13 protein-coding genes are annotated in these 17,191 nt (G+C 42.4%); 7 read left to right on the top strand and 6 right to left on the bottom strand.

The window, feature by feature from the left end:
• Positions 1-26: 26 nt before the first annotated feature.
• Both BLS32_RS02775 and BLS32_RS02770 read right to left on the bottom strand, forming a co-directional pair.
• The gene (locus BLS32_RS02775; RefSeq protein WP_091391760.1) at positions 27-830 is read right to left on the bottom strand and encodes a laminin B domain-containing protein; all 804 of its coding nucleotides are present in this window, start codon (positions 828-830) and stop codon (positions 27-29) included.
• Between the two features lie 20 nt (positions 831-850).
• Positions 851-3,478 (bottom strand): T9SS-dependent M36 family metallopeptidase, encoded by a 2,628-nt coding sequence (locus BLS32_RS02770; RefSeq protein ID WP_091391759.1) that lies wholly within the window; start codon positions 3,476-3,478, stop codon positions 851-853.
• Positions 3,479-3,628: 150 nt separating this feature from the next.
• Between BLS32_RS02770 and BLS32_RS02765 the strand changes: the two genes are divergently transcribed.
• Positions 3,629-4,432, top strand: a complete 804-nt coding sequence (locus BLS32_RS02765; protein ID WP_091392393.1) for an amidohydrolase — start codon at positions 3,629-3,631, stop codon at positions 4,430-4,432.
• Here BLS32_RS02765 and BLS32_RS02760 read toward each other — a convergent pair.
• The gene (locus BLS32_RS02760; RefSeq protein WP_091392395.1) at positions 4,380-5,993 is read right to left on the bottom strand and encodes an Ig-like domain-containing domain; all 1,614 of its coding nucleotides are present in this window, start codon (positions 5,991-5,993) and stop codon (positions 4,380-4,382) included. The genes BLS32_RS02765 and BLS32_RS02760 overlap by 53 nt on opposite strands.
• Before the next feature lie 96 nt (positions 5,994-6,089).
• Between BLS32_RS02760 and BLS32_RS02755 the strand changes: the two genes are divergently transcribed.
• Positions 6,090-7,091 (top strand): hypothetical protein, encoded by a 1,002-nt coding sequence (locus BLS32_RS02755; RefSeq protein WP_170227517.1) that lies wholly within the window; start codon positions 6,090-6,092, stop codon positions 7,089-7,091.
• Entirely contained in the window at positions 7,051-9,312 is a 2,262-nt protein-coding gene (locus BLS32_RS02750) for a hypothetical protein (RefSeq protein WP_091391758.1), read from the top strand. Before BLS32_RS02755 ends, BLS32_RS02750 begins: the two co-directional genes overlap by 41 nt.
• Here the strand turns inward: BLS32_RS02750 and BLS32_RS02745 are convergent, their stop codons facing one another.
• Positions 9,313-10,062 (bottom strand): ComF family protein, encoded by a 750-nt coding sequence (locus tag BLS32_RS02745; RefSeq protein ID WP_307725600.1) that lies wholly within the window; start codon positions 10,060-10,062, stop codon positions 9,313-9,315. It abuts the gene before it with no gap.
• Positions 10,063-10,094: 32 nt separating this feature from the next.
• On the opposite strand from BLS32_RS02745, the gene BLS32_RS02740 reads away from it, so the two are divergent.
• Positions 10,095-11,645 (top strand): glycine--tRNA ligase, encoded by a 1,551-nt coding sequence (locus tag BLS32_RS02740; protein WP_091391757.1) that lies wholly within the window; start codon positions 10,095-10,097, stop codon positions 11,643-11,645.
• Between the two features lie 49 nt (positions 11,646-11,694).
• Here the strand turns inward: BLS32_RS02740 and BLS32_RS02735 are convergent, their stop codons facing one another.
• Positions 11,695-12,630, bottom strand: a complete 936-nt coding sequence (locus tag BLS32_RS02735; protein ID WP_091391756.1) for a P63C domain-containing protein — start codon at positions 12,628-12,630, stop codon at positions 11,695-11,697.
• 1 nt (position 12,631) lies between these two features.
• The gene (locus BLS32_RS02730; RefSeq protein WP_091391755.1) at positions 12,632-13,132 is read right to left on the bottom strand and encodes a hypothetical protein; all 501 of its coding nucleotides are present in this window, start codon (positions 13,130-13,132) and stop codon (positions 12,632-12,634) included.
• A 302-nt stretch (positions 13,133-13,434) separates the two neighbouring features.
• On the opposite strand from BLS32_RS02730, the gene BLS32_RS18670 reads away from it, so the two are divergent.
• The 3 genes from BLS32_RS18670 (at position 13,435) to BLS32_RS02710 (ending at position 17,182) form a co-directional block, all read left to right on the top strand.
• The gene (locus tag BLS32_RS18670) at positions 13,435-14,367 is read left to right on the top strand and encodes a LytR/AlgR family response regulator transcription factor (RefSeq protein WP_245699309.1); all 933 of its coding nucleotides are present in this window, start codon (positions 13,435-13,437) and stop codon (positions 14,365-14,367) included.
• 175 nt (positions 14,368-14,542) lie between these two features.
• Positions 14,543-15,028, top strand: a complete 486-nt coding sequence (locus BLS32_RS02715) for a hypothetical protein (protein ID WP_139171680.1) — start codon at positions 14,543-14,545, stop codon at positions 15,026-15,028.
• Positions 15,029-15,133: 105 nt separating this feature from the next.
• Entirely contained in the window at positions 15,134-17,182 is a 2,049-nt protein-coding gene (locus tag BLS32_RS02710) for a tetratricopeptide repeat-containing sensor histidine kinase (protein ID WP_139171679.1), read from the top strand.
• Positions 17,183-17,191 lie beyond the last annotated feature (9 nt).

Here is a 17,191-nt window from a genome sequence, read left to right as displayed (position 1 = left end):
AAACGGGATTTGGGTTTGAAGGATGCTTACTTTTTTATAAATTTTTTCGTCTGGCTTTTCGTGCCCGACTCCATTCGGATGGTATACATGCCATTTGATAACTGGGAAACATCAACCGTTTGATTTTGAAGATCCAGATTCATTTTTTTTCCGAGCAAGTCATAAAACAGGACACGATCAACGTTTTCAGAAAAGTAAATGTTGTTGGTTGCAGGATTCGGATAAAAATGACATTCCACAGCTGAAAAAGATTTGGCATCCAATGAATCTGTTCCCAATAAAACATTGTCAAGCCCGCCGGTATCGGATCCATTAATGTATTCACCCCTAATTTTCAGGCTTGTGACATCCGATAAAACCGCAAGGATTTCTTCAGAAGTTGCAAGTGTGGCATCGGCAATCGTATTGATTTTCCAGGCGTTTGTAGCGTCAAGTCTTACAGCATAATGCGTCCAGTCAATTCCCGGATTTTCAGCCAGATCAAGCGCAATGGTTAAACCTGAACTGGCGATGACAATGTCGCTGTCATCAAACTGTGATGACGTGCTGCTTTGTTTCAGGTCAAAACTGAGGATTTTTCCAAAAGAAGTATTTTGGTTTCCAAGGAATTTGGCAGGAGCCAACCAAAACCAAACGCCTCCGGCCGCTGTGTCATCTGCTGATAAGTAGCCGCCCGGATTTCCGCCTTCAGCGATAAAGTTCGGGTTGGCACTTGTCGCATCTCCAACCACAAGCCAATTGTCAATACCACTGTCAAAAGTGCTGCTGATGGTTTGTGCGTAAATTACATTCAGGAGTAACAATGTCGCGGTTGTAAATATTTTTCTCATTTTTTTAAGTGGAGTAAATGTTACTTTCGAATGATTTTCTGTGAATAATTCAATCCGTTTCCACTGATTTTCAATACATACATTCCGGATTGCAGCGCATGGATGTCGATCGTTTTTTCAAAACTGAAATCCGTATCGGTATTGTAAACCGTTCTTCCGTTCATATCGATCACCTGAATGTTGGCTTTGCCGCTGAATTTACTGATGCTCACCGTAACCGATCCATTATTTGGATTTGGATAAACCCTAAACAAATCTGCATTTTCAAAATAATCAATGCCCAACAGGCAATTCGCACCGGGCGGCAATCCCTCGAAATTCTCCGATTGGTCTGTTGCGCTGTTGTGGCTGCCGGAAGTCGCATTGGCACCCATGCCGCGTTTCCTGAATACTTCTGCGATCATGCAAAAATCGGCGCCATTGGTCGTTGCATTGTCGGCCAGGAACAAAGCATCGCGAAATTCGACGAAAGTCGGTGAGCAGGGCTGCAATTTTAATCCGTCAAGCACGAGCTGCATGACTTTATTATTGCCGCCGTTGCCGCTATAAATATTGTCATTGTAGCCATATTTCCCGATATATGCCCACGTTAGATCCCAAAGTACGGCCGCCATAAATTCCCCGCGTTGGTGCGGTGCGGCAAAATTCGTGCTGTTAAAAGTCAGGTTGTTGATCGCAAAATCTGTAGAATACGGTTTTGTCCTGAGGCCTGGCCCGTCATTTTCAAGATTCAGCACAAAATTGGCAAGTGCTTTTGGCGTAGTGCCTACATCTCCGCGCTTCAGCTGCATCATCAGCGCAATCCAGTCAGACCAGCCTTCCCCGGCCTGTTCGGCATTCAGCAAACAATCGGGCGTATTTGCGCCTCCGGTGAGCCGTGTGGAAATTCCGTGGCCGTATTCATGCGATATGATGCTGTTGTCGAAAGCGCTGTCGGCATTTACGAAAGGAATATCCGAACCGACCAAAGTCATGTTGACTGGGCCATTCATCAACGCAAGTTTGAGCGCATTCCCAGCTGTTAATGAAATACTGATTGCCGGAATCGTAATAGACGCATCGCCGGTTCCGCCCATACGTAAAGGATTTTCGGGACTGCTGCTGATCATGATTACTGCAACGGCACCCAATTGTTGCATCCTCAACACCCGGTCGACATACGTACACGAGTGCATATTGTTTAACAGTACAATTTTTCCGGTAACATTGTTAACAAACGAAGAGCAACCGCTGTTTGCTCCAGAATCACCTAGGGCCGCATCGGCTGTAATTCCTGCGCCACCCGGAATTTGTACATTTCCAATTGAAAAACTGTTGTAGAAAGCAGTATAATTCCCGGCAACCGAAGCCGGACTGTTTACAGTACAAACCGGCGGAACCGCATAATTGAATAAATACATCTGCATTTTGCCGGTTTCCCCATCAACAGGCGTATAGAAATTGGCATTGTTATAAACCTGCACGCCGTCTTCTGCTGTTCGTCCACGATCCTGCGCTTGTGCAAAAACTTCATCAATTCCGCCCGAAATACCACTGTAATTCGTGTGCTGAAAATTGCCATTGGCTTCATCAAAACCATATTCAAACCAAACATCATGCATCATATTGTTGATGTAAAACAGGTTGGTCAAAGAAGCGTTTATGGAAGTAGTGGCAGCAACCCCGGTTCCGGCGTACGGGAAGTCGAAAAGCAGTGCTGATGTGCCGTCGGCAAGCGTTCCATCTGAATTGTCGCCATCCCAGTCATCGACTGCAACCACATTATTTCCACGAGTTGTTGTAAATTGCCGGCCCGGATTGTTTTCGGTTAAGGCATTGATGTCATGCCAGCCTTTTGGAGAAGCTGCTGGATGAAACGGATTCGAAACCAGAACCCTTTCATGGTCAATCGGGCTTAAATAGTTGAAAGGGATCACGCGGTACGAACTGTTCGCGACCTGAAAAGGCGTTGCGGTTTGTGACCTGAAGAAGTTTTCAGAAAAAGGGTTTGTTTGCGGAGCAGTTGTTTTGTGATGATGGACATCCAATTCAAATTGGCACGAAAGCATCAACTCATTTTTTTCAAGCATTTCGCCTGTAGCGGCATCGATGCGAATTCCCCATACATGCATTCCGTCGGGCGTATGGATCGTAAAATCCCAGGCGAGTTTTAAAGTACTTTCAAAAAACTGATAAACCAAACGCGCTTTAACCGGATTTTTTTCTGAAAAACCATTGCTGATCTTATAATTGTTTTTGGTCGGATTTGCAATGATGCCGATGTTTGCCGTTGCGCTGACTTCCAGTAAAACATAGGCTTTCGCCAAGGCATCTAAAACTGAAAGCGCCGGAATGGAAGCGTTTGCTTTGTCCGCCACATTCGCTACAAACCCATCGCCAACATGGATGACTTCTCCGTTCTTCACGGCAAAATTCGATACGGCACTAAAAATTTCGATGCCGAGATGGCGTTGCTGCACATAATAATTGCTGATTTCCGTAGCTTTTGAACTGCCGGTGCTTTTTATTGTCCAATCTTTGATGTCTTCAGGAGTCAGCCCTGATTTTTTATGGTTGGAATTGAGCCAGGACTGTATTTTAGCGGGATCGGTTTGTGCAAATCCGGTAAACGTTGCGAGCAGAAGGAAATAAAAGATGATTTTTTTCATGACAAATGTTGTGAAGTGTGATACTGCTAAATTATTCGCAATCAAAAAGATGGGTTTACAAGTATTCCTCGTTTTTTGCAACTTCGGGAAAACCCTTAGATGAAATTGCAATATCAGAATCCTTATCTTTGGGAATCAAAACAGCATTTTATGAAAATCGTCCTGATACAGGCACCGTTGGTTTGGGAAAACCCGGAAGCCAACCGCAGTTATTTCTTACAGAAAATTGCCGGAACTACAGAAGCCGAGCTGATCGTACTGCCGGAAATGTTTTCGACCGGATTTACAATGCATCCAAAAAACATTGCTGAAACGATGGATGGCGAATCCATCCGTGCGATGAAATCCTGGGCGGCGCAAAAAAATGCAGCGGTTGCGGGAAGCGTCGTGATTGAAGAAAATGGCCATTTTTACAACCGGCTGGTTTTTGTATTTCCGTCAGGCGAAATCAAAACCTATGACAAACGCCATTTGTTCAGCCTTGCCGGGGAAGAAAAAACGTATACGCCGGGATCTGAAAAATTAATTGTCGAATATCTCGGCTGGAAAATTTGCCTGCTGGTTTGCTATGATTTGCGCTTTCCGGTTTTTTCGCGGAATGTGGAAGATTATGATTTACTCGTTTACGTGGCAAACTGGCCAAAAGTACGCATCAACGCCTGGGATATTTTACTGAAGGCGCGCGCTGTTGAAAACCTCGTTTATACGGTTGGCGTCAATCGGGTTGGTTTTGATGGAAATGGGCACGAATACAGCGGGCATTCACAAGTTGTCGATTTTCTCGGGAATGAAGTGCTTCCGGCTCAGGAAAATGAAGGCGTTTTTGTTGTTGAGATCGACAAAGAAGATCAGAACGAAACCCGGAAAAAATTAGGTTTTTTAAATGATAAAGATTTATTCGTTATTGAAGGTTTACAGGCTGCTCCACATCCCAATTCGCCCGCACATCAATAGGTTTCGGGAAGTAATAAACCTCTTCAGACTGCCGTTTTTCAAGATAATTCCCCGCATCCCAGATTTTATTTTTATTGGTATCGTAAATGATCCGCAACGTAAAAAGAGCCGGTTCTACAAGGTCGAAATTGATTTTCGTCTCACCTTCCGAATAGGCTGAAGCCAATACATCGCCTTTGTCATTCGTCAGTTCGATGATTAAAGGGAACGATTTTGGTTTTTCAAGCGTGAGCCGCAAATTGCCGTAATCGGACAGGTTTTTGGTTTCAAACCGATAGGAAAGCGTGTCGTTTACGCCGCCGGTATAATCGGTCAATGCGCCCGGAAGCAACTGCAAACGGTATTTTTCAAGCGGTTCTCTCGGAAAATCGAATGTCACTTCCTGGTTCATTTCATCATATTCGGTTTTAATGGCTATGGCCACCGAATCTTTATTGATAAGATTCATTTTTGAAACATCAAACGCAGTAATCGGGAGCGATGAAGCCAGTGTGAATTTTTCCCTTAGCGGAAGGGAAGTACTGTATTTTGAGGTAAAACTCAGCGTGTCGCGTTTCTGGTTTTTAATTTTAACCGTATATTTTTCGCTGTATTTATCATTTGACACGACAAAATGCAGGGAATCTGTTTTAACACCTTCGGCAAGTTTGATGGGCTTGTGCCAGATTTGAAGCGAATCTTTTTTTGGCAATCTGGTCAGGATCACATCCATGTTTTCACCGCCTTTTTCCATTTTTACTTTAGTTCCTGAAGGATTGCCTTCGTAACCCATGACGAGGCGGCTTCCGGATACCTGAGAAGGTTTGTCGGACTTGAATTGCGGACTTTCCTTAAACATATCCAATTGGTATAAGCTGTCGGTTGGAATGGTCACGAAAGCTTTCCGAAAAGCGATTTTCTCAGTTTTAGGGTCAAACCTGTAATTTGAATTTTGGTCTTTTACCGCGACAAGCAGGTATTTTCCGGCTTTAAGGTTTTCAAGTTTGAAAGTGGTGCTGCTGTCGAGCGTATTGGTAATGTATCTCGGATTTTGCCTGTAAATGATCGAATCGGTCAGGGTTTCATCGGCATCATAGAGCATTACAGAAACAAAATTGTCAATTTTTTTATCAAAAGCATCTTTAATCGAACCGCTTAAAGTGAGCGAATCAATATAAGTTCCGGTTGAAAATACATATTTAAACTGGCGGTACGGATTACCTTCGTTATTGTCTTCGATGCTTTGGCCAAAATTGAAACTATAAGTGGTATTCGGTTTTAGCGTGTCGGCAAATTTTACGGTGATGGATCTGCTGGCTGTTGTCGGCAAAACTTCCGGTGCTTTTTTCATCGGAGGCGATACAATCAGCTGCTTGTTGATATTTTTCAATTTGACATATTCGTCAAAAGTCAGCTTAAAAGATTTCTCCTTAAAATCGGTTGAATAATTTTTAGGAAAACTGCTTTTTAAAACCGGGCCCAGTGTATCTTTGAGCCCACCTGTGATCGATCCGCGTTTGGCGCAGCCTGTCAGTATCAATGCCAGCATCAGGCAAAAGTATGTAAAATGTTTTTTCAACATGAAGCGCTTTTTTTCAATCCACAAAATAACAATTATATTTGATGCAAACGAAATGTTTTGCCGAATTATTGGCAATCACAACCGAACCCTAACCAATTGAAAAAAACAATCATTTTCCTGCTGACGGCCAGCCTGTTTTTGGGTTGTAAAAAAGACCAAAAATCTGGTGTAGCATTCTACTATTGGAAAACCACATTTAAGCTCTCAGGCCTTGAAAAACAAGTTTTACTAGACAATCACTCTGATAAGCTCTATGTTCGTTATTTTGATATAGCGCTTGAACCAAAAACCAAACACCCTTATCCCGTTGGTGCCATTCATTTTATCGAAAAACCACAACTGCAAATCATTCCGGTGGTTTACATCAAAAATGAAGTCATGCTTCAAAAAGGGCTTGACATTCAAAATCTGGTCAAAAAGACCATTGGTTTTATCGCGCAGATCAACTCAAAAAATAATATTACAATTGATGAAATACAGATTGATTGTGATTGGACGCTCGGCAGCCGAGAAAATTACCTCCAATTTGTCGATTTGTTTAAGAAAAACTGCGGTACAAAATTATCTGCAACCATCAGGCTGCACCAGGTAAAATATTTTGAAAAGACCAAAATACCCAATGTAGACCGTGGTATTTTAATGTATTACAATATGGGAAGAATTGCGCCCGATTCACTGAATTCCATATACGACCCCGACATCGCAGCACGTTATCTGGCCAGCCTCGAAAAATATCCGCTTCCGCTCGATGTCGCGCTGCCCATATATTCGTGGGCCATCCAGATCCGCGACTACAAAACCATCGGGCTCAAAAGCAAAATCGCGATTTCTGATTTGCAAAACAATCCAAATGATGTACATTTAAACAGCCGGTATTTTAAAGTGGTGCAAAGTCATTACAGCAGTGGGATTTTCTATCGCAAGGGCGATTTGCTGAAAATAGAGCAAATTAAACCGGAAGATCTTAAAAACATGGCAGATGAATTAAAGAAAAGTTTAAAAACAATACCGTCGGAAATTATTTTTTACGATCTCGACGCATGCAATACCAAACAATATGAAAAAGGTTTTTTTGAGCAGGTTGCTCGCCGTTTTTAGCGCAGCGCTTTTAGGGATTTACGGAACCATTTATGCGTGTGGCGGAGGCGACTGGGATTGGGACTGGTTTTACGCGACAAATTTTACGCCCGAAACTTTTGTAGACAAAGCCTATGAACCGCTTTTCCTGTCACAGGCACTTTTTTATGGTGATAAACCAATGCAGGACTATAAAAAGTTCAATGAAGATATGGTTTCCGATTGGTCTGGTTTTTTAAACAATTCAATGAAATCCGAAGACGTGCAGTTTTTCCTGCTCGATTCCAGTTCAGCAGATGTTACAGCGGTTTATGATTTCATCAAATCCAAAAAGAAATCGGAGCTGTCAAAAAAGTGGGCGTCAAAATTCAAGCTGAAAGACAAAAATGTCAAAGGTTTTTTTGAGTTTTTATATTTTGCAAAACAAATCGAGACGGCATCGGTGACAATAGATTCCTGGAGTTACGAACCGGTGGATTATAAATATTTTAACAACGGCGGAGTGCTTAATGAGATTGAAAATATATACAAAAATACATCAAATGAATTCCTCAAAAAACGCTGGTGGTTTCAAACCATCAAGGCGTATTTTTACAGCGGTGATAAAGAAAAAGCAATAGCGTTTTTTAAGCTGACTGAAAGCAAAGTCTCCAAAGATGTCCTGTATTACCGCGCACTTTCCTACATCGCCGGAATCCAGTACAAATCGAAAAATTATGCCGAATCGAATTACAATTACAGCATCGTTTTCGACCAATGCCCGCCCATGCGTGATGTGGCCGTGTTTTGTTTTCATCCGCAGGAGCAAAAAGACTGGCAGCAATCATTGGCCATGGCGAAAAATGCCGATGAAAAAGCAGCACTTTGGGCACTTTACGGCTATTATGGCGATGAAGAGCAAGCCATTGCAAATATTTTTGAGGTCAAACCGCAAAGCGAATACCTCGAATTTTTATTGGCGCGGCTTGTCAACCGCCAGGAAGTCAAGGCTGATCTGTCATTTTCGGATAAAACCGTTGCGCAGAATAAAGCCGCAATCAAAGACAGCATCAGCGAAAGCGCAAGAAAATTGGTCGTTAAGATTGCACAATCTGAAAAAGTGGGCAAACCTTATTTATGGAATACGGCTGCCGGTTATCTTGAAACCCTTGCAGGGAACTTTTCTACAGCTGTCACTCATTTTACCGATGCCGAAAAGCGGATGCCGCAAACCGAACTCGCAAAAAACCAATTGCGCCTGTTGCGTTTCGTGAATACGTTGAGCAGTTTTAATACGATAGATGCACAAAAGGAACAGAAAATTGCGGTCGACTTAAATTGGCTGTATCAGGAATTGCCCAAAACAGACCATGGCGCTTTTCGTTTTCAGCTGGCTTCCGACTGGAGCAAGCGGTATCTGGGCGCGCTGTACAAGGAAAATAAAAATACCGTCATGTCTGAATTGTTTGCGCGCAAGGATAATTTTTATGACAGCAATCAGCATCTTGAAACCATGAAGGTTTTTCTGCCAAAAGCAAATAAAACGCCAATCGAGCAAATTGCTGTTGCAGTCTATAATGTTTCCCTTGAAGACATTTACAGGTATGAATCGGTAGAAGCCACTTTCAAGAATAAAATTTCCGATGCCATCGTGTTGCTTCAAAAAAGCGGCAGTCAGGATACGCCGTTTCTCGGAAATCCGTTTAACGCAAGCATCAAAGACTGTCACGATTGCGACCATCAAATGCGGCAGAAACGTGCGTATTCATTTATGGATTTCCTTTTGAAAATCAAGGAAATGCAAAATAAAATATTAAAATCAGAAGATGTGTACACCAATAATATATTACTCGGAAATGCCTTTTACAATATTTCGCATTATGGAAACGGCCGTACATTTCACGAAGGAAATATTTTTGGATATGCGATGACACCATTTGATTTCAGGGAAAGTTCCAGGATTTTGGCCACCGATTGCAGTCTGGCCAAAAGCTATTACCAAAAGGCCTTTGCCGCTGCAAAAAGCGACGAACAGCGCGCACATTGCCAATATATGATCGCCAAATGCGAACGCAACGCATACTACAACGACAAATACAAAAAAGTAGAAAATTATTGGCAAATGGATGATGACAGGATCAATTTCTTAGCCTGGAACGGATTCAAATCACTAAAAGACAAATATTCAAAAACGCAATATTACCAGGAAGTGTTGCAGGAATGTGGCTACTTTAAAACTTACATTAGCCAGCAAAAAAAATAATTATGAATGCGACATCGCGATGGTGACAATGCTGATCCTCGCACCGGGAATTTTCAACAATGCCCGCCCGCAGGCTTCTAACGTTGAGCCTGTCGTGAGTACATCGTCAACAAGCAGGTAATGTTTATGGTGGTCTTTTTCTGTAAAATCTACGTCAAAAATGTCACGGTTGCCTATTTCCGAACGCTTCAGCAGGTTTTTACGGGTTTGTGTCTTTGAATAGATTTTTCGCAGCAGTAAATGTCTCTGATAATCGGTTGTAAGGCTTTCTGCCAATGCCATTCCGAAAGAATCAACCTGGTTGTAGCCGCGTTCCCGCAATTTTCTTGGATGCAGCGGAACCGGAACAACGGCATCAACATCTTTCAAAATGGGAAGTTTTTTAAGCTCGTTGGCAAACCAAAGGCCAAACAAAGTCCCGACTTCCTCATTGCCTTTGTATTTTAACCGGTGGATCATTTCCTGAACGATGCCTTTTTTGTGGTAATACACAAAAGCAGCGGCAAATTCAACAGGGATTTTTCCATAGAATTTCTTCATCGCCTCATTATCAGGCAGCTCAAAATGATTGGTGACTGGGATTTCGTGCCGGCAATTGGTGCAAATGACGTTTTCATTCGAAAGCAATAAGGAATCGCATCCGGCGCAAACCCTTGGAAAGAAGAGATTTATCAGGTGTGTAAGCATTTTAAATGGCGTATATTCCATAAAAATAAGAAAAACGTTGATTCCTTGCACATTTGTATCCATTTTTAAAACCACTTTTATATTTTTGCACCACTATGGCAAAACAAGAAGATTTATTTAAGAATGTAGTTTCGCACGCAAAGGAGTACGGATTTATTTTTCCGTCAAGCGAAGTCTACGATGGTTTGAGCGCAGTGTATGACTATGCGCAAAACGGAGTCGAATTAAAGAAAAACATCCGCGAATACTGGTGGAAAGCAATGGTTCAGATGCATGAAAACATCGTGGGCCTTGACGCTGCGATCCTGATGCATCCAACAACCTGGAAGGCTTCGGGCCACGTAGATGCGTTCAACGATCCGTTGATCGACAACAAAGATTCCAAAAAAAGATACCGCGCCGATGTATTGATCGAGGATTATGCCGAAAAGATCAACCAGAAAGCCGAAAAAGAAATAGAAAAAGCACGTGCGCGTTTTGGGGAAGCGTTTAACGAAGAAGAATTCGTGACGACCAACGCCCGTGTGATGGAATACAAGGCCAAAAACCGCGAAATCCTTGAAAGAATGGGGCGTTCGCTGGGCAATGAAGATTTGGCCGATGTCAAGGCTTTAATCGAAGAGCTCGAAATTGCCGATCCTGAAACTGGTTCGAGAAACTGGACAGATGTGAAGCAATTCAACCTGATGTTTGGTACCAAACTTGGCGCTTCCGCAGAAAATGCGATGGATTTATACCTGCGCCCGGAAACGGCACAGGGAATTTTCGTGAACTTTGCCAACGTACAAAAATCCGGCCGCATGAAGATCCCGTTTGGGATCGCACAAACCGGAAAAGCCTTCCGCAACGAGATTGTGGCGCGCCAGTTTATCTTCCGCATGCGCGAATTCGAACAAATGGAAATGCAGTTTTTCGTGCGTCCCGGAGAAGAGATGAAATGGTATGAATACTGGAAAACCACCCGTTTAAACTGGCATTTGTCACTCGGATTGGGCAGGGAAAATTACCGTTTCCACGACCATGAAAAACTCGCGCATTATGCCAATGCTGCCGCGGATATTGAATTTAATTTCCCTTTCGGATTCAAGGAACTCGAAGGCATCCATTCAAGGACCGATTTCGATTTGAAAGCCCACGAACAGTTCTCAGGCCGAAAATTGCAGTATTTTGATGCCGAACTGAACCAGAATTACACGCCTTATGTCGTAGAAACTTCTGTGGGACTGGATCGTATGTTCCTGGCTGTTTTCTCCAATTCGTTGAAAGAAGAAACACTGGAAGACGGCTCAACGCGTACCGTTTTGCAATTGCCATCGGTATTGGCGCCAACAAAAGCAGCTGTTTTGCCGCTGGTGAAAAAAGACGGCTTGCCTGAAATCGCCCGTGAGATCATCGAAGACCTCAAATGGGATTTCAATATGGCTTATGACGAAAAAGATGCCGTAGGCCGCCGTTACAGGAGGCAGGACGCGCTTGGAACGCCATTTTGCATCACGGTAGACCACCAAACGCTCGAAGATAAAACCGTAACCATCCGCCACCGCGATTCGATGAAACAGGACCGTGTAGCGATTTCCGAATTAAAAGGCATTATCGAAAGCGAAGTGTCTATGAAAAACTGGCTGTTAAAAGCGTCAAAAGCCTAACGCCATATTTTATGAATGAAAGCCCCGGAATTCCGGGGCTTTTTTTGCTTTATACGATTCCTTTTTTTAAAAGGATGTTGAATTCGGAGGTTGTTGTTTCTATAGCCTGTAGCGTCGAAAAATCAGTGTCTTTTACCGGCCAGTGGTTGTTTTTGGGATGGGTACGGTTTAACAGCTGCATGAAAATATTGCGGTGGTATCCGGCGGTTTCGGCCAATTGCTGCAGGCTACTTAGGTATTGCACCAGTTCGGATTGCTGCAGGTTCTGGCTGCCTTTATAACTGCGTTTTGGTTTTGTAGCAGCTAAAATCCGGATAATATCTTCCGGCAATCTGGAGAACACCAGGTCGTTTGTGGTTTTTGCGCCCATTTCAGGTTCGGTGCGGATTTGGTTCCAATGCAATCCATACAATTTTCCCAGCAATTCAAAGAATGCATCCGGCAATACCCTGGCCCATTCAAATGCCGCATTGGGATGTTTTGCCATCAGGCGTTGGTGAAGCCTGGTTCTGGCGGCTGCCTTCTCAAAATTAAACCCGCTGGCTTCTTCGATGGCTGCCTGAAGGTCGTTGTTGCTGAAATAGTTATGCAGCAAGGCGGCTGATTTTGCAAATTTGAGTTGTCCGACACTTAAATGCCCGTCGTTGCGTGCATTGATAAGAATATCCAGGATTTTTTGTACCGATGGGATTTCGATGGTTCGTATGGACAGTTGTGCGCCGTTCGGATGATTGTACAAAACGGTTTCCGGATGGTCAAGGGCTGAAAATAGCGCTTCGGGAACTGCCGAAAATTTTGAAATGCCCTTCAGCAATTCCAGCAGCCACGATTCTGATTTTCCATCATAGCCCAGGGCTTTCTGGAAATCCCGCATTCGGAAAGCCTGTCGGTTGTCAGATAAAATGAAGCAGGAAACTGCAGCATTTTTGATTTTTAAGTACAGATTTGGGGATCCGTAAAGAATGGTGGGATGGTGCTGGGGCATGTTATTTTTTTAGCAGTTCAAGCCATTGGTGCATCTGGAGGCGGTCGGAATCTGGAGCCACCGCGATTTTAGAAATGTCGGCAGCTTCCATTTTCTTTTTGAGACGGTTTTTCGGCTTTTTCTTCAGGCTTTCAGGATTGAGTCCTTTTTTGATCCGCTGCAGCATAAACCAGGCAGATTTCTGTGTGAGCTGTAGTTCTTCGGCCAATTCTACTGATGTAATGCCGCGTGTTCGCCTGGATACGATCCATATCGCGATGAACCATTTCTGCAATTCGATTTTGGAATTGTGGAATATCGTTCCGGTCTTGGCATTAAAATATTTGCCGGTATTCTTGCAGCGAAAGCGGTTGTTGCTGCAATGGTATACCGTTGAGATGGCGTCAAAGGGGCTGGTTACAAATCCGTCCCAGCGCAATTGTTCCAAATGGGCCAAGCAGGCTACTTCATCCGGAAAAGCGTTAATAATCGCATCTTTCGAATGAAAATCAACATTAATCATAGAAATAGGGGTATATTTTGTTAATTAATCTGTTTACAAAACTAAATGAATTGGTGTAAAAAAATACTATATATGCTTAATTTTATTTTTTTAAAGTGTGTTAAGAAAATCACAATGTACTTTAACGTTTTTTTTTGCAGTTCGTAATCAAATGATAATAATGATGATAACTGTTGGCGTTGTAGCGATTTGCGATTTGTAAAATCAATTAAATTAGCCACTGGTTAGCGTTAGCGCTGACTGCCCCAAACCTGCAATCTTAATTTCAGATGCTGTCTTGAATCCCTAGCCAAGTACAGTATATGAAGCACAATTACATTGTCATAGACGATGACTACAACAGCGTTGTGAAAACCCGGTCGGTAGCGGCTGGTTTTCAGAACCTGCATTTTGTGGCATCTGCTGCCAACTATGACGATGGACTTGACCTGATCCTGCAGCACCTTCCGGACATCGTATTCCTTGAAATTAGCCCGGGCAAATCCCACAGCCGCCTGTCATTGCACCTGATCAACGAACTGCACCGCTACCTCAAAAAAATTCCAAAGATCATTGTAACGTCTAAAGACAATGAACTGGCGCTCGAAGCGTTGCGGTATGAAGTGCTTGATTATTTTGTAAAGCCGGTTAATGCCAGGGATTTGAGGAGAACGATGCTCCGTTTTGAAAAAAACCTTGGAACAGCCGCAACGCCTGAGCCGCATTCTGAAAACCTTGCTCAAAAAATTGTTGACAGCCCAATTATTGAATTGCCGGTTGTCATTGAAGTGCCTGTGCAGGAAACTATTGCGTCAGGAGAGACTGTTGGCCCTATGGTTGCCTATGAAACAGCAGAAGCCCGAGAAGAAAATCCTCCGTTTGTTGCTTACGGCACACAACAGGAAAAGCCCCTGATCATATGCGTAAAATCTTACGGGGATTACCGTTTCATTGATGCAACCGAGATCTGCTACCTGCAGGCCGACAACAACTCGACAGACATCCACCTGAACAACGGCGAAATGATCACCGCTTTTAAAACCCTGAAGCATTTTGAAAATGTACTCACTTCGCCTTTTGTACGCATCCACAACAGTTATATCGTAAACATCGACTACGTGTCGCGCATCCATACCGGCAATGCGGTGTGTTACATTAAGAATACGACAACCAAACTGCCTTTCTCAAAATCGTATAAAGAAAACGTTGATGCGATCCTCAACAGCATCTCAAACGGCAATTATCTCGAAATCTAAGAAAACCATCTACCATAATTTGAATGCCATCCACTATCAAACGGCTGCATTCCACCAAAAGCCCCTGTAAACACTACAATAGATAGAGACATGCGGTATATTTTTACAACGTGAAAGGCAAGGAAGCGTCACAGAACTTGTAAAATATACCACAAACATATTAATGTCTCAAATTATGAAAAAAGCTATTTTAACATTCGGATTATTGTCTTTAATGATGGTTCTTACTTCATTTACACAACCGGGGGAGATTGATCCGCCGACGGCTCCAGGACAGACTGCACCGCCTGCAGAACAAATCATTCCAATCGGTGGTCAAAGTGCTCCAAGAAGCATATCTGAAATTGACCCACCAACAGCACCTGGTCAAACAGCACCGGTAGAACAAATTATTCCAATCGGTGGTCAAAGTGCCCCAAGAAGCATATCTGAAATTGATCCACCAACAGCACCTGGTCAAACAGCACCAGTAGAACAAATTATTCCAATCGGTGGACAAAGCGCTCCAAGAAGTCTTGCAATCGGTGGTCAAAGTGCTCCGAGAAGCAGTTCAAGAATTGGCGGACAAAGCGCTCCAAGAAGTCTTGCAATCGGTGGTCAAAGTGCTCCAAGAAGCAGTTCAAGAATTGGCGGTCAAAGTGCCCCAAGATCAGTAGCATAATATTCCATATAGAAATATAATAAGATAAAATCTTATTTTAAGGCTGTCATTTTATAATGATAGCCTTTTTTTTTGTTTTTTTGTTTTGGGTAAAAACACAAATCATTGAAAAAACTATCATTAATCATTTTTGTCTGCATCGCGTGTGCGTGCCTTGGTTGTTCGAAAAGCAAGAAAACTGTCTCGGCTGAAGCTGTCAGGGATAGCGTTTCGATTTACATTAACCTGTTTAAAGGCGGTAACTCTTCCCAAAACCAAAAAATCAAATACAATCAACGGGCTTATGAACTATTGCAAACTAGGAAAATTGACTCTTCAAGTCTAAGCCTTTTGAATACCATTGCCGACAATTTTGATTTATTGGGTAGACATAAACAGTTTCGAAAGCTGTCACAAGAACTTTTAGAAAGGTCTGTCGCAGAAAAAGATACAGTAAATATTTCAAAAGCGTACAAGAACCTCGGTAAGTACCATATTGACAGCAATCAAAATGACAGTTCTTTTTATTACTACCTAAAGGCCGAAAAATTCAACAGGTATATCGGGGATAGTTTAAGCTTAGGGGAAATCTATCTTGACATGGCTTTTATACAGCTCTACGAAAGTGATTTTAATGGAAGCGAAACTTCCGCATCAAAAGCGCTTCCGTATCTTAACAAATCGTCAAACAAGAAAAAAATATATGAAGCATACAATTTAATTGGCATCAATTCCAACCAACTTAAAAATTTTGATAAGGCTTTAGAATACCATACCAAAGCACTTAACTATATCGAAAATACGTCGGTTATAGATAAAAACTTTTTAATGGCGAGTTCGTTAAATAATATTGGATATGTATATCAAACTATTGGTGAGCAACAGAAAGCAATTGAAAATTTTAATATTGCCCTCAAAGACATATCCTTACAGAAAGGAAATCCCACCGTTTATGCGATGCTGATTGACAATCTTGCATATTCAAAATTTAAAATTAACGATTTTAGCCAACTTCCTGGACTTTTCTATAAATCCCTGAAACTGCGGGATAGTCTCAAACAGGACAATTCGGGGATAATCCTTAATAAAATACATCTTTCTGAACTTTTTGCGGCAAAGAAAGATACAATCATCGCTCAGAAATATGCGCGAGAAGCCCTTGATTTTTCGCGCAAGACCAGAGTATCATCAGACATACTGGCCTCGCTCCAACAGCTGTCAAGCATTGAACACAAAAATGCTATTGCTTATTCCAAGGAGTACATTAAGATTAGCGACAGCCTCCAACAGGCCGAACGTAAAGCAAAAGATAAATTCGCCAGGATTGCGTTTGAGACGGACGAGATCATTTCACAAAAAGACAAGCTTGCCGAACAAAACAGAAGTATAAGTTATTTCTTCGTCGGAACGTTATTCATTGGAATATTATTGTTTGTAATCCGATCACAAAGGGCAAAAAACCGGGAGTTGTTGTTGCGCGAAGCCCAACAAAAGGCCAATGAAGATATTTATAACCTGATGATTTCACAACAGGCAAATATTGAAGAAAGCCGCGTAAAGGAGAAAAAGAGAATAGCGCAGGAATTGCATGACGGAGTATTGGGTCGTCTTTTTGGGGCAAGGCTAAATCTTGACAGCTTAAATCGGGCTACTGATGAGCAATCTGTTGAAAGCCGGTTTAATTACCTCGCAGAATTAAAAAACATTGAACAGGATATCAGGGAAATTTCGCACGACCTTAACAGGGAAAAGTACGTTGTGATTAATAATTTTGTCGCCATCGTCAACAACTTGTTGGAGGAGCAACACAATTCGCATGACGCGCAAGTGTTTAATGTCATTGAAAATGATATAAATTGGGAAAAGGTAAACAATACAGTAAAAATAAATTTGTACCGGATACTTCAGGAATCACTCCAAAATGTTAACAAATATGCGAAAGCGCAAAATGTCAAGGTTGAAATTTCTAAAGAAAATGACAATATCGTCTTGAAAATTTCTGATGACGGAGCGGGTTTTCAGACCCAAACCAGGAAAAAAGGCATAGGCTTGCAAAACATGCAGTCAAGGGTTGATGAATGTAAAGGTAGCTTTACAATCGCTTCAAAACCGGGATCAGGGACTAAAATCGTAGTAACTGTACCAATGATCTCCGATATGACAATAGTAACATAATTTCAAATT

The sequence above is a fragment of the Flavobacterium noncentrifugens genome (genome assembly GCF_900100375.1).
Classification (GTDB): Bacteria; Bacteroidota; Bacteroidia; order Flavobacteriales; family Flavobacteriaceae; genus Flavobacterium; species Flavobacterium noncentrifugens.
Note: the sequence above shows the minus strand (reverse complement) of the source record. Positions and strands in the feature narration are given on the sequence as shown.